The organism is Martinezella sp. CNPSo 3959 (assembly GCF_057784355.1).
In genome coordinates this window covers 397,611-419,032 of the sequence record NZ_JBXSOV010000002.1, presented here as the reverse complement: position 1 = coordinate 419,032, position 21,422 = coordinate 397,611, and the positions used below count along the sequence as shown (strand labels likewise).

The 21,422-nt window shown below is 59.3% G+C and carries 22 protein-coding genes and 1 tRNA gene; 12 read left to right on the top strand and 11 right to left on the bottom strand.

The genetic code is table 11. The features are described 5' to 3' along the window. Positions 1 to 165: 165 nt before the first annotated feature. On the top strand, positions 166 to 1,476 hold the full coding sequence (locus AC13RE_RS10005) for a DUF2778 domain-containing protein (RefSeq protein ID WP_488562808.1): 1,311 nt from the start codon (positions 166 to 168) through the stop codon (positions 1,474 to 1,476). A 23-nt stretch (positions 1,477 to 1,499) separates the two neighbouring features. Here the strand turns inward: AC13RE_RS10005 and AC13RE_RS10000 are convergent, their stop codons facing one another. Next, the gene (locus tag AC13RE_RS10000) at positions 1,500 to 2,603 is read right to left on the bottom strand and encodes a COX15/CtaA family protein (RefSeq protein WP_488562807.1); all 1,104 of its coding nucleotides are present in this window, start codon (positions 2,601 to 2,603) and stop codon (positions 1,500 to 1,502) included. A 112-nt stretch (positions 2,604 to 2,715) separates the two neighbouring features. Between AC13RE_RS10000 and AC13RE_RS09995 the strand changes: the two genes are divergently transcribed. Together AC13RE_RS09995 and AC13RE_RS09990 are read left to right on the top strand one after the other, a co-directional pair. Beyond that, positions 2,716 to 2,925, top strand: coding sequence for a DUF2842 domain-containing protein (locus AC13RE_RS09995; protein ID WP_015339457.1), 210 nt, complete (start codon positions 2,716 to 2,718; stop codon positions 2,923 to 2,925). 135 nt (positions 2,926 to 3,060) lie between these two features. Next, positions 3,061 to 4,317 (top strand): GNAT family N-acetyltransferase, encoded by a 1,257-nt coding sequence (locus tag AC13RE_RS09990; protein WP_488562806.1) that lies wholly within the window; start codon positions 3,061 to 3,063, stop codon positions 4,315 to 4,317. On the opposite strand, the gene AC13RE_RS09985 is transcribed toward AC13RE_RS09990, so the two are convergent. Beyond that, positions 4,318 to 6,573: a GumC family protein gene (locus AC13RE_RS09985; RefSeq protein ID WP_488562805.1), complete on the bottom strand. Its 2,256-nt coding sequence runs from the start codon at positions 6,571 to 6,573 to the stop codon at positions 4,318 to 4,320. Positions 6,574 to 6,765: 192 nt separating this feature from the next. Here AC13RE_RS09985 and AC13RE_RS09980 point away from each other — a divergent pair, with 192 nt between their 5' ends. From AC13RE_RS09980 to AC13RE_RS09955, 6 genes are all read left to right on the top strand, one after another. Beyond that, positions 6,766 to 7,341 carry a polysaccharide biosynthesis/export family protein gene (locus AC13RE_RS09980; protein ID WP_132716315.1) on the top strand — a complete coding sequence of 192 codons (576 nt, stop codon included), beginning with the start codon at positions 6,766 to 6,768 and terminating at the stop codon, positions 7,339 to 7,341. A gap of 12 nt (positions 7,342 to 7,353) precedes the next feature. Beyond that, positions 7,354 to 8,499 carry a glycosyltransferase family 4 protein gene (locus AC13RE_RS09975; protein ID WP_488562804.1) on the top strand — a complete coding sequence of 382 codons (1,146 nt, stop codon included), beginning with the start codon at positions 7,354 to 7,356 and terminating at the stop codon, positions 8,497 to 8,499. Positions 8,500 to 8,575: 76 nt separating this feature from the next. Next, positions 8,576 to 10,132: an undecaprenyl-phosphate glucose phosphotransferase gene (locus tag AC13RE_RS09970; RefSeq protein ID WP_488562803.1), complete on the top strand. Its 1,557-nt coding sequence runs from the start codon at positions 8,576 to 8,578 to the stop codon at positions 10,130 to 10,132. Next, positions 10,129 to 11,391, top strand: coding sequence for an O-antigen ligase family protein (locus tag AC13RE_RS09965; RefSeq protein ID WP_488562802.1), 1,263 nt, complete (start codon positions 10,129 to 10,131; stop codon positions 11,389 to 11,391). Before AC13RE_RS09970 ends, AC13RE_RS09965 begins: the two co-directional genes overlap by 4 nt. Further along, positions 11,388 to 12,620, top strand: coding sequence for a glycosyltransferase (locus AC13RE_RS09960; RefSeq protein WP_488562801.1), 1,233 nt, complete (start codon positions 11,388 to 11,390; stop codon positions 12,618 to 12,620). The genes AC13RE_RS09965 and AC13RE_RS09960 overlap by 4 nt, the downstream gene beginning before the upstream one ends. A gap of 64 nt (positions 12,621 to 12,684) precedes the next feature. Then, positions 12,685 to 12,975, top strand: a complete 291-nt coding sequence (locus tag AC13RE_RS09955) for a helix-turn-helix domain-containing protein (protein WP_015339449.1) — start codon at positions 12,685 to 12,687, stop codon at positions 12,973 to 12,975. A gap of 122 nt (positions 12,976 to 13,097) precedes the next feature. On the opposite strand, the gene AC13RE_RS09950 is transcribed toward AC13RE_RS09955, so the two are convergent. Beyond that, positions 13,098 to 14,120 carry an extracellular catalytic domain type 1 short-chain-length polyhydroxyalkanoate depolymerase gene (locus tag AC13RE_RS09950; protein ID WP_488562800.1) on the bottom strand — a complete coding sequence of 341 codons (1,023 nt, stop codon included), beginning with the start codon at positions 14,118 to 14,120 and terminating at the stop codon, positions 13,098 to 13,100. 221 nt (positions 14,121 to 14,341) lie between these two features. After that, complete coding sequence (locus AC13RE_RS09945) at positions 14,342 to 14,554, bottom strand: hypothetical protein (protein WP_132716309.1); 213 nt, start codon at positions 14,552 to 14,554, stop codon at positions 14,342 to 14,344. Between the two features lie 238 nt (positions 14,555 to 14,792). On the opposite strand from AC13RE_RS09945, the gene AC13RE_RS09940 reads away from it, so the two are divergent. Continuing rightward, positions 14,793 to 15,188: a hypothetical protein gene (locus AC13RE_RS09940; RefSeq protein ID WP_488562799.1), complete on the top strand. Its 396-nt coding sequence runs from the start codon at positions 14,793 to 14,795 to the stop codon at positions 15,186 to 15,188. Positions 15,189 to 15,280: 92 nt separating this feature from the next. Next, complete coding sequence (locus AC13RE_RS09935; protein WP_112337573.1) at positions 15,281 to 15,976, top strand: thermonuclease family protein; 696 nt, start codon at positions 15,281 to 15,283, stop codon at positions 15,974 to 15,976. A 36-nt stretch (positions 15,977 to 16,012) separates the two neighbouring features. Here the strand turns inward: AC13RE_RS09935 and AC13RE_RS09930 are convergent. Further along, positions 16,013 to 16,089: transfer RNA gene (locus AC13RE_RS09930), tRNA-Pro, on the bottom strand. 86 nt (positions 16,090 to 16,175) lie between these two features. After that, positions 16,176 to 16,583 carry a BA14K family protein gene (locus AC13RE_RS09925; protein ID WP_488483414.1) on the bottom strand — a complete coding sequence of 136 codons (408 nt, stop codon included), beginning with the start codon at positions 16,581 to 16,583 and terminating at the stop codon, positions 16,176 to 16,178. Positions 16,584 to 16,758: 175 nt separating this feature from the next. Here AC13RE_RS09925 and AC13RE_RS09920 point away from each other — a divergent pair, with 175 nt between their 5' ends. Further along, positions 16,759 to 17,016, top strand: coding sequence for a hypothetical protein (locus AC13RE_RS09920; protein WP_488562798.1), 258 nt, complete (start codon positions 16,759 to 16,761; stop codon positions 17,014 to 17,016). 181 nt (positions 17,017 to 17,197) lie between these two features. Here the strand turns inward: AC13RE_RS09920 and AC13RE_RS09915 are convergent, their stop codons facing one another. The 5 genes from AC13RE_RS09915 to AC13RE_RS09895 form a co-directional block, all read right to left on the bottom strand. Then, the gene (locus tag AC13RE_RS09915) at positions 17,198 to 17,527 is read right to left on the bottom strand and encodes a hypothetical protein (protein WP_132716304.1); all 330 of its coding nucleotides are present in this window, start codon (positions 17,525 to 17,527) and stop codon (positions 17,198 to 17,200) included. Positions 17,528 to 17,776: 249 nt separating this feature from the next. After that, positions 17,777 to 18,883 (bottom strand): porin, encoded by a 1,107-nt coding sequence (locus AC13RE_RS09910; RefSeq protein WP_488562797.1) that lies wholly within the window; start codon positions 18,881 to 18,883, stop codon positions 17,777 to 17,779. A 336-nt stretch (positions 18,884 to 19,219) separates the two neighbouring features. Continuing rightward, a complete protein-coding gene (locus tag AC13RE_RS09905; protein WP_488562796.1) occupies positions 19,220 to 19,765 on the bottom strand; it encodes a MerR family transcriptional regulator in 546 nt (181 codons plus the stop codon). Positions 19,766 to 19,994: 229 nt separating this feature from the next. Continuing rightward, on the bottom strand, positions 19,995 to 20,333 hold the full coding sequence (locus AC13RE_RS09900) for an integration host factor subunit alpha (protein WP_041677339.1): 339 nt from the start codon (positions 20,331 to 20,333) through the stop codon (positions 19,995 to 19,997). 107 nt (positions 20,334 to 20,440) lie between these two features. Next, complete coding sequence (locus AC13RE_RS09895) at positions 20,441 to 21,412, bottom strand: beta-ketoacyl-ACP synthase III (protein WP_488562795.1); 972 nt, start codon at positions 21,410 to 21,412, stop codon at positions 20,441 to 20,443. Positions 21,413 to 21,422 lie beyond the last annotated feature (10 nt).

Below are 21,422 nucleotides of genomic sequence, written 5' to 3'. Positions count from 1 at the left end.
TTTCAATGAATATCCAAGAATGAGCCATCGTAAAGGAATTGGTTACCATAATTCGGCATGCTTCCAGACAGCCGGCAAGTTGGCGACCGAACGCGATTTTCGCGTTAGGGCACGTGTGCGTTCTTGAGCCGGTTCAGTGTCTGTGTAGTTTGGATAACGAGTATCATGGCGTTTGTGACCGAAACGTTCGGTAACTTCAATTCGCGCTCCGGCTACGCCTCGCGATCGAAAAAATCCCTCAGCATCCGTCCCGGCACCCTGGCCACCGGCGTCGCAGTCGCGGCGTTCGCCTGGGTCACTGCGACGCTGATGACGACGCAATCGATGGTGCTGTCGCTTCCCGGTGCGGCGGCATCGACCGACAGCTTCTTGGCGCCGCGAGCATCGGCCTTCATCGTTCCGCAAAGCCACGTGGCCCACCCTGCCCGCTATGCGAGCCAAACCACTTCGCTGCATGGGCAAAGCCGCTTCGGCAACGTCGCGGCTACAGAGTTTCAAACGAAAGCTGGCGGGACGGATGCGGTTCGTGCGCAACTCGCATACGCACTCGCACAGCAGACGTCGGATATGAAGCAGGCTCAGATTGCGGCCGCAAGCATCAAGAGCGGCCGTCTCGAAGTAGCCGCGGCTTCGCCTGAGACGATTGACCATCTGCGCAAGGTGATCGCGATCAATTTCGCAACCGCAGTGCAATCGCTGAGTCAGGCAAAATATGCAGCCGCCTTGATGCCGGCCGCAGGCCCGCTGAAAACCACGGAGGAGCCGGCGGCGGTTGCTTCCGCCGCTCCTGAGGTCAGCCTGCCCGCCATAGCGGAAGCAAAGCCGGTGCCTGCGAAAGACGCCGACATTGCGGTGGCGGAAGCCGTGCTGAACGTCATTCCCATGACGCGCCCTGCCCGCGAAACACCCGTGCAACGCGCCAGCGCCACAAGCGCCATCGCCAGGGCAACGGACAACGAAACGACCGCACAGCCGCCATCGCGCATGATGGCTTATGCCGATCCGGATGACAGCTCGGTTCGCAAGACGAAGCCGTTCATTAATCCGTTTGCCGCCATCAGCCCCGGACCAGGCACGGCGATCTACGATATCGAGGCGAAGACAGTTTACCTGCCGAGCGGCGAGCGCCTCGAAGCCCATTCCGGCCTCGGCCACATGCGTGACAATCCTCGCTATGTCGATCGCAAAAACACCGGCCCGACGCCGCCGGAAACTTATAACCTTACCTACCGGGAAAGCCTGTTTCACGGCGTGCAGGCACTGCGCCTGACACCCTCAGGCGGCGCTCGCGTTTACGGCCGCGACGGCCTGCTGGCTCACACATACATGCTCAGAGGCGGCCGTGCCGAATCGAACGGCTGCGTGGTCTTCAAGGATTACAATCGCTTCCTCGCCGCCTTCCGGCGTGGCGAAATCAAGCGGCTGAAAGTCGTCTCGCGGATGTCTTCGGCGGCAAGTGTCGCTTCCGCACGCTAAAGGGATTTGAGGCGCAAAGCGCCTCAATCTCTCACGACGATCGAGGTCTGGCGCGGCAGTTCACCATAGAAACCGCGCCAGTTGGCAATCGCGAAGCCGAAGACGATCAGGGCGCCGGCCTGATGCGCCAGGGCCAAATGCAGCGGCACATGCAGCAGCAGCGTCGAAATGCCGAGGATCGCCTGGATCAGCACAAGCACGAAGAGAACGACGGACCGGCGCGCATGCGTCGTTTGCGGCGCCGCGCGCAGCGAGATGATCATATTGATGGCGACCACCACGAAGAGCGCATAGGCACCGAGACGGTGAACGAACTGGACCATCTTCGGGTTCTCGAAGAAATTGATCCAGCCCGGTGACTGTATGAAGAGATCGCCGGGCACGACGGCCCCATCCATCAGCGGCCAGGTATTGTAGCTGAGGCCTGCATCGAGACCGGCGACGAGCGCGCCAAGATAGATCTGAAACAAGGCCATGAAGGCGATCAAACCGGCGAGCTTTGCCGAATGGCGAGTTGGCGGCGGCTCGTTCGAATGCGGCGACAGGGCGCGCATGAACCACATGCAGGCGGCAAAGATCAGACAGGCGGTGACGAGATGGGTAGCGAGCCGGTACTGGCTGACGTCGGTGCGTGCTTCCAGCCCCGAGGAGACCATCCACCAGCCAATCGCACCTTGAAGGCCGCCCAGCACGAAAATGCCGGCAAGCGGCAGCCAGAGCTTGCGCTCGACGCGGCCGGTCAGGACGAAGAACAGCAGCGGCAGGCCGAAAATGACGCCGATGGTGCGCGCCAGCAGGCGATGCGCCCACTCCCACCAAAAGATGCTCTTGAACTCCTCGACCGTCATATCCTTGTTCAGGATCTGGAATTGCGGGATGCGCTTGTAGAGATCGAATTCCTCCTGCCATTCCTGCGCATTCAGCGGCGGGATGACACCGTGGATTGGCTGCCATTGCGTGATCGACAGGCCGGAATTGGTGAGGCGCGTCGCACCACCCACCAGCACGAGAGCGAAGAGAACCAGAAGCACGCAGGCGAGCCAGATGCGGATGGCGCGGCGATTACGGTCCTGACGGGCCACTTCCTTCAAAATTGCCTGTTCGGTCGTGAAATTAGTGGCAGCCATGGCTTCTCCCTTCGATCAGGCTGTTGATTTGCCCGATAGGGGCGTGCAAAACAAGTCCCGGGAGTTTGCGGCATGCCGTCGCGGCATGCTGTCATAATGAGGAGAAAACCCCGTGCCCCTTCGCCTGCGCAAATTCATTGGCATGATCCTGCTCGTGCTGCTGGTTGCAATCTATGCGATCGTCGCCATGATCGTTGCAGTGCGAACGCTTGCAGATCAACCCGGCTGGGTACATTTCCTGTATTTCTTTCTCAGCGGCATCATCTGGGTGCTGCCGGCAATGGGCATCATCAAGTGGATGGCCGGGCCACGCCCGCAATAGCGCTCGCCCCGACGCGATTTACATTAGGCTAACCTTGATCCGTGCCTTATCCCGCGCGAATATCCCATATTAAGCCAAAAATAAGCCGTTGGCCGCCAGACTGCGTCCGAATACCGCCGGAGCGGAGAAGATCGGATGCAGACCCAGACGCGAGATATTGCCAGCATCGCCGCCGCTGCCGGTGCCGGTGAGCAGATTGCGTCGATCGAGATGGAGCCTGCGCCCACCGTTCATCTGCAGGTCGACATCTTCGACAGTATGGCACAGCTTGAAGCCGAATGGCGCGCGCTGGAACAGGACGACCTCAACTCGCTGCATCAGAGCTATGACTGGTGTGCAGCATGGGCGGAGAACCTCAAGCGCCCTCTCGCCATCGTCAGGGGCTCCATCCGAAATCACGTCGCCTTCATCCTGCCGCTCGAGATTATCCGCAGTCACGGGATAAGACGAGCCGAGTTCATCGGAGGCCACCACAACAATATCAATACCGGCCTGTTTTCGACTAAGTTCCTGATGAACGGTCCACTGACCCCCGTTCAAGTGAACGCCATATCCGCGGCTCTGGGGGGTAAGGTAGACGTCGCTATCCTGCGCAATATCCCGCTGGAATGGCGGGGGCGCCCAAGCCCCCTCGCCTCGCTGACGGCGATCGAAAACCAGAACCGAGCTTTTCAGCTGCCCTTCCTCGGCAGTTTCGAAGCAAGCCTGAAGCAGGTGAACGCCAAGCGCCGGCGCAAGAAGTTCAAGCATCAGAGCCGGCTTCTCGACGCCAAGGGCGGTTACGAATATCTGATTGCCAGTCCCGACCAGCAAGATGCGCTTCTCGATCTTTTCTTCCAACAGAAGGCGACCCGCTTCAAGGATGCCGGCTTGCCTGACGCTTTCAAGGACGCCCGGATCAAGGCTGCGCTGCACGCCATGTTACACCGACGCAACGACGATGGCATCGGTGCGACACTTCAGATGCATGCGCTCCGGCTGAAAGGCGAGCACGAGGGCCATATTCCAGCCGTCGCCGCCCTCTCCCGCAAGGGAGACCACGTCATCTGCCAGTTTGCTTCCATCGACGAGGCTGTGGTTGCTGACGCAAGCCCCGGCGAATTGCTATTCTGGTTGATGATCGAGCGACTGCATCGCGAGGGCGTTGCACTCTTCGATTTCGGCATCGGCAACCAGACCTACAAGCGCTCCTGGTGCCCAATGGAAACTGTGCAGCATGATCTTTTCCTGCCGATTTCAGGCGTGGGACGCCTCACGGCAATGGCGAGCCGGAGCATGACGCGCACGAAAGTGGCGATCAAGTCCAATAGAAAGCTCTATTCCCTTATCCAGCGGCTGCGGGCGAGACATGCAGCTGGCGCGCCAGCGGATGATGGCGGCGACGCAGATTGATCAGGCGGCGTCCCGGCGCGTATCCGGATCATGCTCTTCGCGCCAGCCGGACATCAGGATGATGTGTTCGTAGCCGGCCTTTTGGAATTCCGTCATGGCTGCGATGAACTGGCTTTCATCCGGCTCCGGCATAGAGAGGACGATTTCCGTCTCCTTGCTGCGCGTCAGCCGCGCGACGCCGGAGACCTCGGCCGCCCCGCACTCCACCAGAACGATGTCATAGGCCGAGTTCAGGGCATCGAGGATCAGTGACAGGCGGTCGGCACCCCGCATGGCGCGCGCAAGATCGCTCATGCCCTGGGGCACGATATGGGCGTCCGACAGGCGATCCGGATGGATCGTATCGCCAAAGGCCGCTTCGCTGCATAGCAGATCGGTTACACCGGGAAGTTCGTCGTGCTCGGCCATCAGCTTCGAGGGGCATCCTGTGCCGGTCATGTCGACCAGCACGATGCGGCAACCCGCATCGGCGATGGTCCGCGCCAGCATCACGGTCGCTGTCGAACCATTATCACCGGTCGGTGATATCGCGATGGCAAGTCGCGAGCCGCTGTCGATCAGATAGTCGGCGACGGATTGAATGGAGAAATCTTCCTCTTCATCCGCAGCCTGGACAGCCTGCTTCGGCTCGTGATCCAGAGCGATTGCGGTACCCAAGGCAATTGCCGCCTCCGGAGCAACTGCGGTGTTCGCAACCTGAACCGGGATCTCTTCTGCTGGGACCGAGAGCATGCTTGTGGGCGCCTCGACACTGCTTGCTCGCGTGACTGGCCGAACCGGAGCCGGCGCGGGGACGGTTTGAGCACGCTTCGCTATCTCCAGCACGGCGGCATCTTCTTTGCGGGCAGAACCGACAGGCCGCAACGCGCGGCCGCTGAACAGCTCCGAAAGCATGATGACGATGGCCGTCAGGAGAAAGGTGGCAAGAGTTGCGACGACGACGATCGGGCCGACCTTCGGGAAAGACGGATCGACCGGCTCAACCGCCGTGGAAACGATGCGCGCATCGGCAGGGCTGGAATTCTTGTCGACGCGAGAGGCCGCCTCGCGATAACGGGCGAGATAGGTCTCGAGCAATTGCCGTTCGGCCGTAGCTTCGCGTTCCAGGGCGTTGAGGCCGACTTCGTCCTCCCCTGCCCGGGCACTGTCGGCCTTCAGCGTGTTGGATTGGGCGAGGAGCTGCTGCTCGCGCAGTTGCGCCACCTTCGCTTCATTCTCGATGCTTGCCAGAATCCTCTGCGTCTCGCGCTCGATCTGCTGACGGATATCGGCGAGCTGCGCCCGCAGGCTCTTCAGCCGTGGATGTCCATCCATCAGCGTCGTGGAGAGATCGGAGATCTGCGACTCCAGGTTCGACTGGGTCGCCTTCAGCCGCTGAATTGTCTGCGATCCCGCGACATCGGCAAGCGTGTCGGTGGAGCGGCCGCTGGACAGCGCGCTGCGCACCGCTTGCGCTCGCGCCTCGGCATTGGCCTTATCGCCACGCACCTGTGCCAGCTGCGTCGAAATATCCGCGAGCTGCTGCGTGGCGAAATTGCTATTCTGACTGGTCTGGAGAAGACCGTTGGCGGAACGATAATCGGCAACCTTCTTTTCGGCCTCGCTGACCTTGTCGCGCAGTTTGGCGATCTCCGGCTCCAGCCAGCGCGTTGCCTCGCTGTTGGAATCGAGCTTGGCTCCGCTCTGCATCGACAGATAGACCTGGGCCATGGCATTCGGCACGCTGGCGGCAAGATCCGGATTTCGGGACGTGAAGCTGATGCCGATCACGCGCGAGCTGTTGATCTGATAGACCTGCAGGCGGCTGTTGAAGGCGTCCAGCATCCGCTCTTCCGGTGCCTTATCTGCCGCCGGTTGTCTCAGATGCAGCTTTATCAGGATATCCGAGATCGCGGAGCTATTGTTGCCTGCGGCGAATTCGGGACGATCGTAGAGCTTCAGATTGGTAATGACCTGCTTCACTAGATCTGCCGACTGCAGGATCTGCACCTGGCTGGCAATGTTCAGCTCGTCCAGCAAAGGTCCGGCACCGGCATCATTGCCAGACGTCGTCGTTGCGAAGGCCGGCGCACGCTGCTCGATGAGGATGCGGGCTTCGCTGCGGTATTCCGGCGCCATGACCTTGGCAATCGCAAATGCCGCGCACGCACCAGCCAGCGTGATGGCGATGACACGCACCCGCCGCTGCCACACAGCGCGAAAGAGCTGAGCGAGATCGATGTCCACATCCTGCTGGGTGCTGTTGACACCGGACATATGCAAAACTCCGTAATAGAAAGCCGGAATTAATCGTAAACGACTATAGTAACCCAAGCGTTAATAGTATTTCGCCGTCATTATTTTTGATGCCGCTAATTTTTTCCCGGATTTTCATTTGCTCTTTACCGACCGTTAACCCTAACGGATCGATAACGACGACAGTGTCCTTCCCTTTCTAATGAGCGCGAAATGCCCTTCGCAAAGCCAAAGATTGTCCTTGCACTCGGCATGGCTGCCGTGAGCGCCGCGCTCACCGGCTGCAACACCTATCAACCGGCTCCCAAGGCCTTCAATGAGGCCACGATCCAGCCCTATGCGCTTGACAGCGGCGATCGGCTGCGGGTTACCGTGTTCGACCAAGCCGGCCTGACCAACACCTATACTGTCGACCAAGCCGGCTATATCGCCTTCCCGCTGATCGGCCAGGTCGCTGCCCGCGGCCGGACCTTGCAACAGCTCTCCGGCCAGATCGCTCAGAAGCTTCGCCAGGGGTATATTCGCGATCCCGACGTCACCATCGACATCGACCGCTATCGCTCCGTCTACATCATGGGTGAAGTCGGCCAGCCGGGCCAATATTCTTACGTTCCGGGTATGACCATCCAGAATGCCATCGCGGTCGCAGGCGGGTTCACCAGCCGGGCCAACCAATCCAACGCGGATGTCACCCGCAAGATCAACGGTCATGTCATGACTGGACGGGTCGGCATTTCCGATCCGGTGCTGGCGGGCGACACCATCTATGTCAGAGAGCGGTTGTTCTAACCGCGACCGCTCATGACCCGGCCACTTCGAATCCTTCATTGCTTTAGGTCGCCGGTCGGCGGGGTCTTCCGCCATGTCCGAGATCTGGCTGAGGAACAGAGCAAGGCGGGGCACGAGGTCGGCATACTTTGCGACAGCTTGACGGGCGGCGAGCATGAGGATCGCCTGTTCGACGACATAGCACCCTTCCTCGCTCTCGGCATCATTCGCCTGCCGATCCGGCGGCAAATTACCCTCACGGATGCTGCGACACTTTGGAGCAGCTACAAGGAAATCAAGAGTTTGCGGCCGGATGTGCTGCACGGGCACGGCGCCAAGGGCGGCCTGCTTGCGCGCGTTCTCGGCTCGGTCCTGCGGGTCAACAGGTATCGCGTAGCCCGCCTTTACACCGCGCATGGCGGAAGCCTGCATTTTCCCCGTCACTCCTTCCAGGGAATACTTGTCCATAGTCTGGAACGGATGCTGGAATTTTTGACCGATGGGCTGATCTTCATTTGCGATTTCGAACGCCGCACCTATGAAGCAAAGATCGGCAAACCGCGCACCCGCTCGGTTATGATCTATAACGGCATCAGCGAAAGAGATTTCCGCATCATACCGACACGATCGGACTCCGTGCACTTCGTCTATATCGGCATGCTGCGGGACCTCAAAGGTCCCGATCTATTCGTTGACGCCTTTGCGAAAACGGAACGGCGGATCGGCAGGCCGCTTTCCGCTCTGATGATCGGCGACGGGCCGGACAGAGACAAATATCACCGGATGATGGTCGAGCGGGGGCTTGGTCACCGGATTGGAATGTTGCCGGCCATGCGCGTGCAGGAAGCCTTTGCGGTGTCCCAGAATGTCGTGGTTCCCTCGCGCGCGGAAGCCATGCCTTATATCGTTCTGGAAGCACTCGCCGCCGGGAAGGCCGTGATTGCTTCGCGGGTTGGCGGCGTTGCGGAAGCGCTTGGCGATAACAATCCCGCACTCGCCAAACCGGAAGATGCCGACGACCTCTCGCGCATCATGGCTGAAGCGATCACAGAACCGCTATGGGGCGCTCGCAACATGCCCGATATCGGGACGATCCGATCGATTTTTTCCGCATCAGCCATGGCACGGGATACTTTGCACCTGTATCAAAATATACTTGGCCTGGATAGCGACGGTTAGAATACAGCCAAGTGTTGTAAGTGTTTCTTAGCTGATATCTGGTAGGCCTTGTCCGATAACGATCGGATAAGCTGTCATGAACACTACCGAAAAATCCGAGCAGCTCAGCTTGGACAATCTTCGCAAGCAGGTTTCGGAAATCCGCACGCGCGGTGCCGGCGAGACGCCGGGCGATCGTCCCGGCGGAATGAATATCTATGCGCGGCAGATCGCCGAACAGTTTCGCGAAACCAACCAGTCTCCGTCCATCATCGTCGGACAATACCGGTTGTTCGAATTTCTATCGCTGCTCGCATTCGGGCTTGCAATTCTCCTTTTCGGCACATCGGACGATCATCCCTTCGTATCAAAGGGCGTGGTGACGCTCGCGCTCTGCGGCCTCGCCATTGCCTTCCTGCAGATTGCAGACGCCTATCAGATCCCGGTTCTGCGCTCGCCTCACCATTACCTGCACAGGATTCTCGGAGCTTGGGCGGCGGCCTTCGCGGTCATGGTCATCGCCCTGCTCCCGTTCGACATCAATAATATCTATTCTCTCCCCCTCCTCGGTCTGTGGTTCGCAGCCGGCGCCGGCTTCCTTCTCGTGGCACGCCTGCTTTTCGCCTATGGCATTCGCCACTGGGCCCGCAACGGCGTCATGGAACGGCGCGCCGTCATCGTCGGCGGCGGCGAACCGGCAAAGGAACTCATTCGCGCCCTCGAACATCAGCCAGACAACGATATCCGTATCTGCGGCATCTTCGACGATCGTGGCGAAAAGCGTTCTCCCATCATGGTGGCCGGCTATCCGAAACTCGGCACGGTGGCGGAATTGGTCGAGTTTGCGCGGCTCGTGCGCATCGACATGCTAATCATCGCGTTGCCAATCAGCGCCGAAGACCGCATTCTGCAATTGCTGAAAATGCTTTGGGTACTGCCCGTCGACATCAGACTGGCGGCGCATGCCAACAAGCTGCGCTTCCGCCCCCGCGCCTATTCGCATGTCGGCGCCGTGCCGATGCTCGACATCTTCAACAAGCCGATCCGGGACTGGGATGGCGTTGCCAAGCGCATCTTCGACATCTTCTTCAGCGTGGTCGCGCTTGCCCTTCTCTGGCCGATCATGTTGGGGGCTGCGATTGCCGTGAAGGCGACCTCGAGGGGGCCGGTGTTCTTCATGCAGAAGCGCCACGGGTTCAACAACGAGATCATCAACGTGTTCAAGTTTCGCTCGATGTACACGCATATGAGCGATCCGTCGGCTCGCAATGCCGTAACCAAGAACGACCCGCGCGTGACCCCCGTCGGCCGCTTCATCCGCAAGACGTCGATCGACGAGTTGCCGCAGCTCTTCAACGTGCTGCTCGGAAGCCTCTCGCTCGTCGGCCCGCGGCCGCATGCCGTGCTTGCCGCCAGCCATAACCGCACCTATGCCGACGTCGTCGAAGGTTACTTCGCGCGCCATCGCGTAAAGCCGGGCGTGACCGGCTGGGCGCAGATCAACGGCTGGCGTGGCGAGATCGACAGCGACGACAAGATCAAGTTCCGTACGGCCTACGATCTCTATTATATCGAGAACTGGTCGCTGCTGTTCGATCTGAAAATCCTGTTCCTGACGCCATTCCGTCTGCTCAATACGGAAAATGCATATTGAGCGCGATCGATCTGCCATCACCCCGCGTCGCGCAGCCGCAGCTTGCCGCATTGCGGCTGGTCGGTACGGCGAGCGTTGCCGTGGGCGTATTCCTGTCGGGTTTCGTTATCGCGGAGCCCGCACCCTACGAGCTGTGGCTCGCCTTTTTGATCGGCACATGGTTCATTCTCGGGCTGAAAATCTCGCGCAGCGTCGCGCCGCTTCTGGCCCTGTTCCTGACATTCAATGTCGGCGGGATGCTCTCGATCACGCAGATGCATGACCTCGCCGCCGGCAACCATCTCGATGGCCCGATCTATATCGCGGTCTCGACCTTTCTGGCGCTGAGCGCCGTCTTCTATGCCGCCATTGCCGAAGACAACCAAAAGCGGCTGAAGCTGATCTTCAATACCTGGGTCGTGGCAGCGCTGATCACCGCAAGTCTCGGCATCCTCGGCTACTTCCATGCCGTGCCGGGCTTCGACATCTTCACGCGCTACGACCGCGCCATGGGTGCATTCCAGGATCCGAACGTCTTCGGCCCCTATCTTGTGGCGCCGAGCCTCTATCTCATGCACGGCCTGCTGATCGGCGACCTGAAAAAGGCGCCGATCAAGGGCATCTGCCTGTTCGTCCTCGCCTTCGGCATTTTCCTGTCCTTCTCGCGCGCAGCTTGGGCCCTTTTCGCTTTCACCTCGGTGATGCTGATCTTCTGCATGTTGCTGAAGCACCGCAGCAATACCTTCCGGCTGCGCATTCTGGTGATGTCGCTGGCGGCCATAATCCTAATGATTGTGCTGCTCGTCGTCGCGCTGCAATTTCCGCAGGTCAGCGACCTGTTTTCGACGCGCCTGCAGCTGGTGCAGAGCTATGACGGCGGGCACCTCGGCCGTTTCGAGCGCCACAGCATCGGCTTCCAAATGTCCATGGAACGGCCTTTCGGCATCGGTCCGCTGGTCTTCGGCCAGATCTTCCGCGAAGACGAGCACAATACTTGGCTGAAAACACTGACCACCTATGGCTGGCTCGGTTTCGTGACCTGGATCAGCATGATCTGCTGGACCATCTATATCGGCTTCCGCAACCTGCTGAGGGAGCGTCCCTGGCAGCCCTACCTGATGATCGGCTGGATCGTCATTCTCGGCCATGTCGGCATCGGCAACGTCATCGATACCGATCATTGGCGCCATCTTTACATGCTGATCGGCATCGTCTGGGGCTGCGGCGCCCTGGAGCAGAAATATCAGCGTGACTTGAGCAGAAGGGAAGCTGCGCGGTGAACATTCGCACCAACGTCAAACGCCTGTCGTTGTTGCAGGTTCTCGAACCGAGCGGCGGCGGCTCCGGGCGACATTTTCTCGATCTGTGCCGGGCCATGCAGCATCGCGGCCATTTCGTGACCGCCATCTATTCCCCGGTGCGCGCCGAGCCCGCCTTCGTCGCTGAGCTGGAAAATATGGGCCTGGACAATGTCATTCCGCTTGCCATGCGGCGCGCTCCAGGCCCCTGGGACCTGACGGCATGGTGGCAGCTCCGCAAGCTCGCCACCATTCACGGGCCGTTCGATCTGATCCACGGTCACAGCTCGAAGGCCGGCGCTCTCACGCGCTTGCGGCTGCCGGGGCAGCATGTGCCTGTTCTTTACACACCGCATGCCTTTCGTACCATGGACCCCACGCTGGGTTCGAAAGGCCGCCTGATCTATGGCGGCATCGAGCGTCTTCTCGGGGCTTTTTTGACGGACCGGCTGATCTGCGTTTCCCAGGATGAATATGATCATGCCCTGTCGCTCGGCATCCCGGAAAAACGACTGCGCGTCGTCGTCAACGGCGTAAACGCGCGGCCCATCGGCCAGCGGACGGCCATCCGCAGACGCTATGGCATTCCACAGGACGCCCTGCTCTTCGGCTTTGTCGGACGGATGACACGACAGAAGGCGCCGGAGCGCCTGGTCGAAGCTTTTGCGCGGATAGCACCCCACTTACCGCAAGCACATCTGCTGATGATCGGGATCGGCGAGCTCGCCGATACAACAAGAGAAATGATCAGGGCAGCCGGGCTTGAAGATCGCGCCCGCATCGATGGCAGCGTGCGTGGCGTGACCGCCATAGACGCCGTCGATGTCGTCGTCATGCCCAGCCGCTACGAAGCTATGTCCTATGTGATGCTGGAAGCGGCTGCAGCAGGCAAGCCGCTGCTGCTCGCCGATGTCGGGGGCGCACGCACGGTGCTGGAACATGGCAGAAACGGTTATATCGTGCCAAACAGCGATGATCCTGAAGCATTGGCGGCCGCGATGGCGAGGCTTGCTGACCCGGCACGGCTTGCAAGTTTCACCGCTGAAGCTCGTCGCCGCAAGGATGGCTATACACTTGCCGGCATGGCCCATGCGACCGAGAAGATCTATTACGACCTGCTCGGCCAACCCTTCCCCGCCCCGCTGGAACTGGCAAGTTCCCACTTCAGCGATGCAATCAAAGGCCGGAAGAAAAGCGCGTCGGCCCTCTAAACTCGCATCGGATTTTCGTGTGAAATCGGTTCCGCTTTTCGAGCCGATGCGATAGACTTAACTCATGATTACTTCAGCACAATTGCGCGGCGCGCGCGCCATGCTCGGACTGACGGTGGAGACGCTTGCCAGCGAGAGCAAACTGCCGGCTTCGACGATCGAAGCCTTGGAAACAGAGGGCAGTTCGGCGGACATGAGAGCGCTTGCGGCAATCCGCTCCGTTCTCGAGAACCATGGCGTGATTTTTCTCGCTGGTGGCAGCGACGGCCCGGGCGGTCCCGGCATTCGCTTCAAGCACTGGTCCGACGATGATGGCATTCGGCCTGAGAACCTGAATGCCACCAATGACGATTGAGGGCTGAGGCAGGGTTGCCACCTCAGAGCGGATCAGCTTTTCATGCAGGCTCCGAACCGCTTCATCTCTTTGTTTCTAGCAACTCCGGACCTAAGACAGCTGCACGATTTCGCTTATCTGCCTCAGGCTCCAAGCTTCCAGCTTTTGACAAACTCTTCAGGCGCCGACAGCACAGCCGGCAAGATGTAACGTTCAGTATCGTTGGCCGGTTCCCAACCTTCGACGATCGAGCCGACGGGCAGGCCATGCCCGAAATCGGTCAGCGTCACCAGTTCCAAAATCAGATGACCGTAGTCGTCGCGCCACTCGCGCCGTTCACCGCCCTCGAAGAGACGCAGCCGACCCTTGGTGCGCGGACGCTCGCGTGCGGCAAGCCATTGCGCAACGGATGCCTCCGCATTTGCGAAGGCTACCACCTCGTCGGCGTCGCCATGCCAGATGGAAACGACCGGAAAGCGAGCGGCATCGGGCGACACTTCGCGCACAAGCTCGGCCCATTTTTCGGCCGGGCGGCTTGAGCCGCGCTTCATGACGTCGAGCGCCGACATGGCGTCCCGGGCAGCGCCGAAAGGCAGACCGCCGATGATGGCGCCCGCGGCAAACAGCTCCGGATAGGTCGCGAGCAATGCGGCGGCCATAGCGCCCCCAGCCGAGAGGCCCATGACGAAAACCCTGCTGTCGTCGATCGCATGCAGACGGCGGCTGAAATCGATCATTTCTTTGATAGAGCCGAGTTCACCGCGATCGCGCGTGACCAAGCTCGGGCGAAACCAGTTGAAACAGAGATTGGGATTGTTCGAAGCCTTTTGCTCCGCAAAAAGCACCGCAAACCCATGCTGACGGGCAAGTGCCGTCCAGCCGCTCGCGCGATCGAAATCCTCTGCATTCTGATGGCAGCCGTGCAGAACAACAACGAGCGGCATCGGTCCCTTCACACCAGGCGGCACATATTCGAGCATGCGCAGATTGCCGGGATTGCGGCCGAACCACAAAACTTCGGTCAGCCGCTGGGCGGAAGGACGCGTGGAAACACGACGGCGTGCCGGCTGAGATTGCGGCTGCGTCATCGGAAACTGGAGCCGCGGCAGCTCAGCGGAATCGACAAGCAAGCGGCGAAGCCGGCTCGGAACTTTAAAATTCATCATGGACCTTTCCATCCACGTCAGCCGCGATCGGTATTATCCCGCTACCGGCTGGCGCGCACTGTTCCTTTCGAGAATCAGTGATATCGAGAAATCGAATCTCTTTGTGCAATGCAACAAATATAAGGAACCTTGTCCGCTTAGAACAGGCACAATGCATCATTGCAGCTATGTGAAATCAGCTTAAATCGATTAGATTTTCGGCCACAAAAACCGCAGCTGTGTCAGAAATAAGCCCGCGCTAGGGAGAGCAGCTTTGCGTCATCCTTCACGCCCTGGCGATAGAGCTGGATGATCAGAGCGCCGAGGCGCTCTGCCTCAAGGCTGCGAGGGTTCATGCCACGGTCCTTGCAGACGGTTTCCAGTATCTTCTCGAGACGGTCCAGATCGTCTGAAAACAGCGGCAGATCTCGTGGATGTATAGGTGTGTCCAGCATTTGCGTGTCTCGTTGTCCGTTCGGGCAGAAGCACGCAGTACTTCGCCGGCACCCGTTTTATTTCCGACGATAAGGCTGGACTATGCGCCTTGCATATTGGGTTGGCAAGGAAGCATTTTGGCGCGAAGTATTTCTGATTCGCAAATTTTACGGAAAATCGAGCGAAGGTACAATTTTAAGTTATGGCATCACCGAGCCTTTATCTGCCTATGCGACAAGCGGAAAAAACGGAGGCACAATGATGACCAAATTTCTGATTCAGACCGCTCTCGGCTTGACGCTGGCAACGATGGCCCTGCCCGCCGTCGCACAGAACTTCTCGAACCTTCCGCTACGCAATCCTCGCCAGCCGCCCGAAGGATATATTTCCGTTCAATCCGGGATATCGATTTCCTATCCAGTGGCGGATGGAGACAGCGAGGAGCAGCAGGAGAAGGCCTTGAAATCCTTCTACAAGATTGCCGCCGGTAGCTGCGCCACGCTGCTCGACACCATTGCGGATGCCTGCGAGATCAGTGCTCTGTCGAGCAATAGCGCGGTCAACAATCTCGACAATCGCGGCACGAGACTTTCCGTCACTGGACAGGTGACGATGTCGGTGAAACTGAAGGCGCCAACGGCGGCAGCGAAGTAGCCTTGCCCATCACAGTTCATGATCTCCGCGGAAGCCAACGGATCGGTAAGAAATGGCGGCGATAATCCCCCTCGCAATTGAGGGACGATACCATGGCGAAAGCGAAACGACGCACGCGGCGCAAGCCGCAGTCCAAAGCGGGCAATTCGATGTGGCTATGGGGCGTTGTCGGCCTGGCAACGGTAGCCGGCCTCTACGCCTATCAGCATCGCAAGGATATGCCGTCGATGCTGGCGCATGCCGGAGCAGTTGCCGGCATGCCTCATATGGCTAGGGACGCGCCGGTGCCGGCTGCGAAGCCGCAGATAAAGACGGCGGCGATCACACCCGAGCCTCGAGCCGAATCTTCCCTGCCAGTGCCGCCCGCCGCCATTCCGGTGGCGATGCCGGTCAACAAGATACCGGTCGAACGGCCCATACCCAGCTTGCGAGCCCAGTCCGGCGGCCGCTTCGTGCTTTGCGGCGCCGGCTCCGGGACCAATTGCGTCGTTGACGGCAATACTTTCTGGCAGGACGGCATCAGAATCCAGCTAGCCGATATCGACGTCCCGGATGCCGGTACCGCGCGCTGCCCCAGCGAAAAGCAGCGAGGCGTGGCCGCAAAGCTTCGCCTGCAGGCCATTCTCAACGATGGAAACTTCGTGCTTTCTGGCAGCAACCGCCGCGACGACCCGAATGGCGGCAAGCTGCGCATTGCCATGCGCGCGGGGCGCTCGCTCGGGGACCAGATGGTGTCGGAAGGCCTCGCACGCCGCTGGACCGGCCAGGCGACATCCTGGTGTAGCTGATCTTCAAAAATTCGATTGGGAGTTCAAGGAGATAAATGGTCGGGGCGACTGGACTCGAACCAGCGACCCCTTGACCCCCAGTCAAGTGCGCTACCGGGCTGCGCTACGCCCCGACCTGCCGAAACGGCTTGTTTCGTTTAGAGTTTAGCGTTTGCCGACGCAAGCGAAAAGTAGCAGCCTGCTCAGAAAAAGTTGCCGTTCAGCGGCACAGCTGCCTCGGCCCATGGCTCGGCTGATAAGTGTTATCCGAGGCGCGATAGGAGCGGTAGCGGCTTGCGCAGCCACGCGCATGGCTTCCGTAATAGCTCTGCGAGCCCTGGCTGTTGAACAGAGTGCCTGTCACGAAAGATTTGAAAAGCACGCCGCTGTCCGAATCGTCGTCATAATAGCTGTCCGAGCCGTGCAGCCGGTGGCCGCTGCGCCAACGATTATGGTGATGGTGATGCCCATGACCGTGGCCATGATCGCGAATCTGGATGATCTCAGGCTGTTCGGTTGCAGGAACGGTCAGGGCCGGCATGGTGATGGCATTCGCCGGCATGACGACGCCGGCCGCCAGTAAAAGACCAAAGCCAGCGGCAGTTATCGATCTGGCAATCGTAAACATATGCGACTCCTTCGAAATTCGGCGGCGCTGCGAAGTAAATCTGCATGCAAACCTTGCTGCCGAGCACGCCGTCATTATGTCTATATAGTGATTTGAAGCCACACTCATAGATGCCCTTCCGCCTTTGTTGCGCGACAGATTGCGCAAGGTGGGAGGTGCGCGGAAAGTCAAGGCAATGAAGCCCCTCTTAGCTCTCATCATATGCGCACCGCTGCTTGCCGCGTGCAACACAACGGAAACAGTGCAGCCCATTCCAGGCAGCATCACCTACGGCGGCCAACCGCATATAAAGCTGACACTTTCGCCCCCCGGCTCGCAATTCCAGCACCATTTCACCAACCAGTGGGGCCAGGATGTGCTCGAAACCTACATCGTCCAGCCGGACCGAAGCGTGAAGCTCGTCAATCGCCAGGAAATGAGCCCGCCAGACTAGGGCATTTCCGCCTTTCTTCGAATCGCGAAAACGCTCTATCTTCTTGTTTTTACGCAGCTCCGGACGCAAAATCGCTTCGCACTTTTGCTGGAACTGCTCTAACGGCTCGCTGTGTCCCGGACGTGAAAACTCCGTCAGCGCGAGCTGACGGAGCATGAAATGGCGCGGATAAAGATCACACTTACCAGCAGCGATAGCAGCGGCGATAATAGGGACGGCCGTAATAGCCGCGATGGTGGTGATTGTCGCTGACGGCGGCGCCGACGAGAACGCCGCCGATGATGCCGGCGGCAGCCAGAGCGGCGGCCTGGTTTTCAGCCTGTTGCGCCTGGGCGCGATTGGATTGATAGGTCGCGCCGACACAGCGATTGTAACGCTGCGTCCCCGGACGGAACCCTTGCGACTGGCAGGTCATTTCCGCATTCATCGCCGATTCCTGCGGTGTCTGACAGCTCGATAGAATGGTTGATATAGCGACGAGGCTCGCCGCCATTGTGGCACGTACGCGCATGTTCCCTCCGGCAATTTTAGATACAACCCTAGGGAAAGGGAAATACAGCCAAAGGTAAGCTTTAGCAAGCCAACCCTCCCAAGCATAAGATGAAAATCCGCCGAATGATGGTAAAACTGCACGCAGAGATCGTATCGTGCTTAACAGCGGGATAGCGGGTTAGCACAAAATGAAAAGGCCTCGCTGAATGACGAGGCCCATATCCGATTAGTAGGCCCGCAGACTATCCAGGCCGGGGAACGTTTTCGATCAGAAGTTCCGCTCGAAACGAAGGATGCCGGCGACCGTGTCATCCTTGATGTAGTCGTAATGCACATAGGTGAGTTCCGGCTCGACCAGGAAATCCTTCACCGGATAGATCTTGAGGTTCGTGGTCGCCTCGAACATCTTGGACTCAGTATAGGCAAGCTGCAGGTTCCACTTCAGCTTGTCGTTGACCGGGACGCCGACGCCGCCCCAGACTGCCCAGTCACCCCAGCCACATTTGGCGGCATTGACGGTGCCGTTCGATTTCGTGCAGGCCGAGATATCCTGGTTGGTGCCGGCATATTTGTTCAGCTTGTCGCCGTCCGTATTCCAGCCCCCCATCAGGAAGGCTTCTACGCCACCGAATTTGGCGTCAAGACGAGCCTTGATGGCACCTTCCTCGACGATCGAGTCATAGCCGCCGACAACCTTGATGCCCCAGTTGCCCGTCTTGTAGCCAAGGCCGGCAACGACGTCGGGAGCATAGTGGTTGGATTTGTCATCCGTCCACCAGCCGGCACCGTAAGAGGCCTCACCGTCGGAGGTGGAATTGGAATCTTCCAGAGAGATCACAGCCGAGAAGCCATTGTCTGGCTCGTATTTATAGGTCAACTGATTGAGCTCGTACGGGCCGTCATAGATCACGTCGTCATTGATGACGTCGCCGGCATAGCCCGCGTAAAGATTGTATTGAGAGTCGAGCTTACCGACGGTGAAGCCGCCGAGGCTGATATTGGCGAACAGCAACTTGGAGTTGGTTGCGCCTCCATCGTTCCACTCCCAGCGGAAAATGGTGTTGGTCTTCAGCGGACCGTATTCAGTGTCGGTCGCGGTATCGACATTGAGCTCGACACGCTCGTGCCAGAGGGTGCCGACCCTGCTGCGCGGATTATAGGCGTCATACCACTCGCCCTCGGTGCGAACCTTGCCGCCGATCTTCAGGCAGGTTTCCGTGCCGGGAATATAGAAATAGCCTGTGCCGTATCCATCGCAGATGCGAACATATTCAAGCGGTTCGGGTTGAGCGGCGACAATGGCGTCTGCGGCATGGCCAGCGCCTGCTGCGGCGACAGCAGCGGCGGAGCCAAGAAGAAGGCTCTTGATGTTCATGATATCTCCATTCGACTATTCGTCAGAGATGGAGTCTCCCGGCAGACAAAACGTGCCTCTCCATAGCCTGACTGTTCCCTCAAAACAGGGCGAAGCCATAAGCTTCGCCGTCAAACTGGACCTGTGATTTCCACTCATCAAGTTAATAAGGCTGCCGAACTAATTTTCACAACGCAGAAGCGTGGACCATGTGACAATAATGTCACTCAGCCGTCGCAATAACGAAACGTCCGGCTTGCGTACATCCAATACGCGCACCAACGCTATCTCGACAGTTTTCGGCTGTTGTTTGCGAGGTACTTATGCTTTGGTCGCAATCCAACGCCGCTGCCAGCCTCATCGCACCTGGTCAAGAAGGCGCTTGCATTCCAGAAGATCGTAAAGCGTCTCCTGAAGCAAAGCGCGATCTTCCTTGCCGACGCTCGATTTTCCGATGGAAACATCCGGCACGCCGTCGTCCCCGCTGACGAAATTGAAGAAGCGGCGGCTGATCGGCGCCTTGGCGCGGCCGACGATCTGATCTTCCTCGGAATTGGCAGAGGCAACGCGGGGCTCGACGACGGCGGGCTCCTGCGCAGCGGCGAGCGCTTCCACGCTGGCGAGATCGCCATGCCCGACGGCGATGACGAACTTGTTGCCATTGGTCTTCAGGAGCTTCTGCACGCCCTTGATCGTATAGCCGTGATCGTAGAGCAGATGGCGGATGCCATTCAGAAGGTCGACATCCTCGGGGCGATAATAGCGCCTGCCGCCGCCCCGCTTCATCGGCTTTATCTGCGGAAACCGAGTTTCCCAGAACCGTAGGACATGCTGCGGCAGATCAAGGTCTTCCGCGACTTCGCTGATCGTGCGGAACGCATCCGGGCTCTTGTCCATCATCATACTCCCACACTGCACATGCGGTGCCGTTTAGCCGGATCACACATAAGCGGATTTCGGCATTCGTATCGCTCGATGATACGACTCACCATATTTCAACGGTTTGGCGGAGGAAATTCAAGTCAGATATTCAGCCGCTACACAAGCTTGCGACAAATCGGCAAGCAGATCGGCCTAAAACGACGGCGTCACAAGGCATGTGGCCGGCCGAAATCGAAATCGCGAGGATGGATCAGGAGGCGGGATTTGCCGGCTTGGTCTTTGCCTTGCGGCTCGTATGGGCCTTCAGGATACGGGTCTTCAGAACGTTCGACGCCTTGAAGGTCATGACACGCCGCGGGGAAATCGGCACTTCTTCGCCGGTCTTCGGATTGCGGCCGATGCGCTCATTCTTGTCGCGCACCTGGAATGTCGCGAACGAGGAGAGCTTTACCGTTTCTCCACGCACGATGGCGTTGCAAATTTCATCGATCACAGTCTCGACGAGTTCCGCCGACTCCGTTCTGGAGAGACCGACTTTCCGGAATACCGACTCCGCCAGGTCTGCGCGCGTCACTGTCTTGCCCGTCATAGCTCCCCGCCCATTTTGCTGCGTAATCTTCTTCAAGTTTTGCGAGACTATTGCCGTTGCGCCGAACGGTCAAGCTCTTGTTCGGAACGGCTTTTAGAGATGCGGCGCTACCAGCGCAGCAGGACCGCGCCCCAGGTGAAGCCGCCGCCCATGGCCTCCAGCATCACCAGATCGCCTTTCTTGATCCGTCCGTCACCAGCGGCCACGGCAAGGGCAAGCGGGATGGATGCAGCCGACGTGTTGCCGTGAAGGTCTACGGTGACCACAACCTTCTCGGGAGCAATTCCGAGCTTCTTGGCGGAACCATCGATGATGCGGCGATTGGCCTGATGCGGCACGAGCCAATCGAGATCGTCGGACGTGGTGCCCGTTGCATCGAATGCAGCCTGGATAACGTCGGTGATCATGCCGACGGCGTGCTTAAAGACTTCGCGACCCGCCATATGGAGAACGCCGACCGTTCCCGTTGTCGACGGGCCGCCATCGACATAGAGCTTGTCCTTGTGCGAACCGTCGGAGCGCAGGCTTGCCGTCAGCACGCCGCGATCGGTATTGGCGCCAGTCCCCTCGCCGGCTTCCAGGATCAGCGCACCGGCACCGTCGCCGAAGAGAACGCAGGTCGTGCGGTCGGTCCAATTGAGAATGCGCGAAAATGTCTCGGCGCCGATGACGAGCACGCGCTTGGCAAGCCCGCCGCGAATATAGGCGTCGGCCGTGGTTACGGCATAGACGAAGCCGGTGCAGACGGCCTGGACATCGAAGGCAAAGCCATGATGCATGCCGAGCCGGTTCTGGATATTCACCGCCGTCGCGGGAAAAGTATTATCCGGCGTCGAGGTGGCAACGATGATCAGATCGAGATCATCCGGCGTCATGCCGGCATTGGCAAGGGCAGCACGCGCCGCCTGCTCGCCGAGCGAAGCCGTGGTTTCACCTTCGCCGGCGATATAGCGCTGACGGATGCCCGAGCGCTGGACGATCCAGTCGTCGCTGGTATCGACGACCTGCTCCATCTCGGCATTGGTCATGACGCGTTTGGGGAGCGCTGCCCCAAAACCGCGAACAACTGAACGGATCATTCTGCTTGTA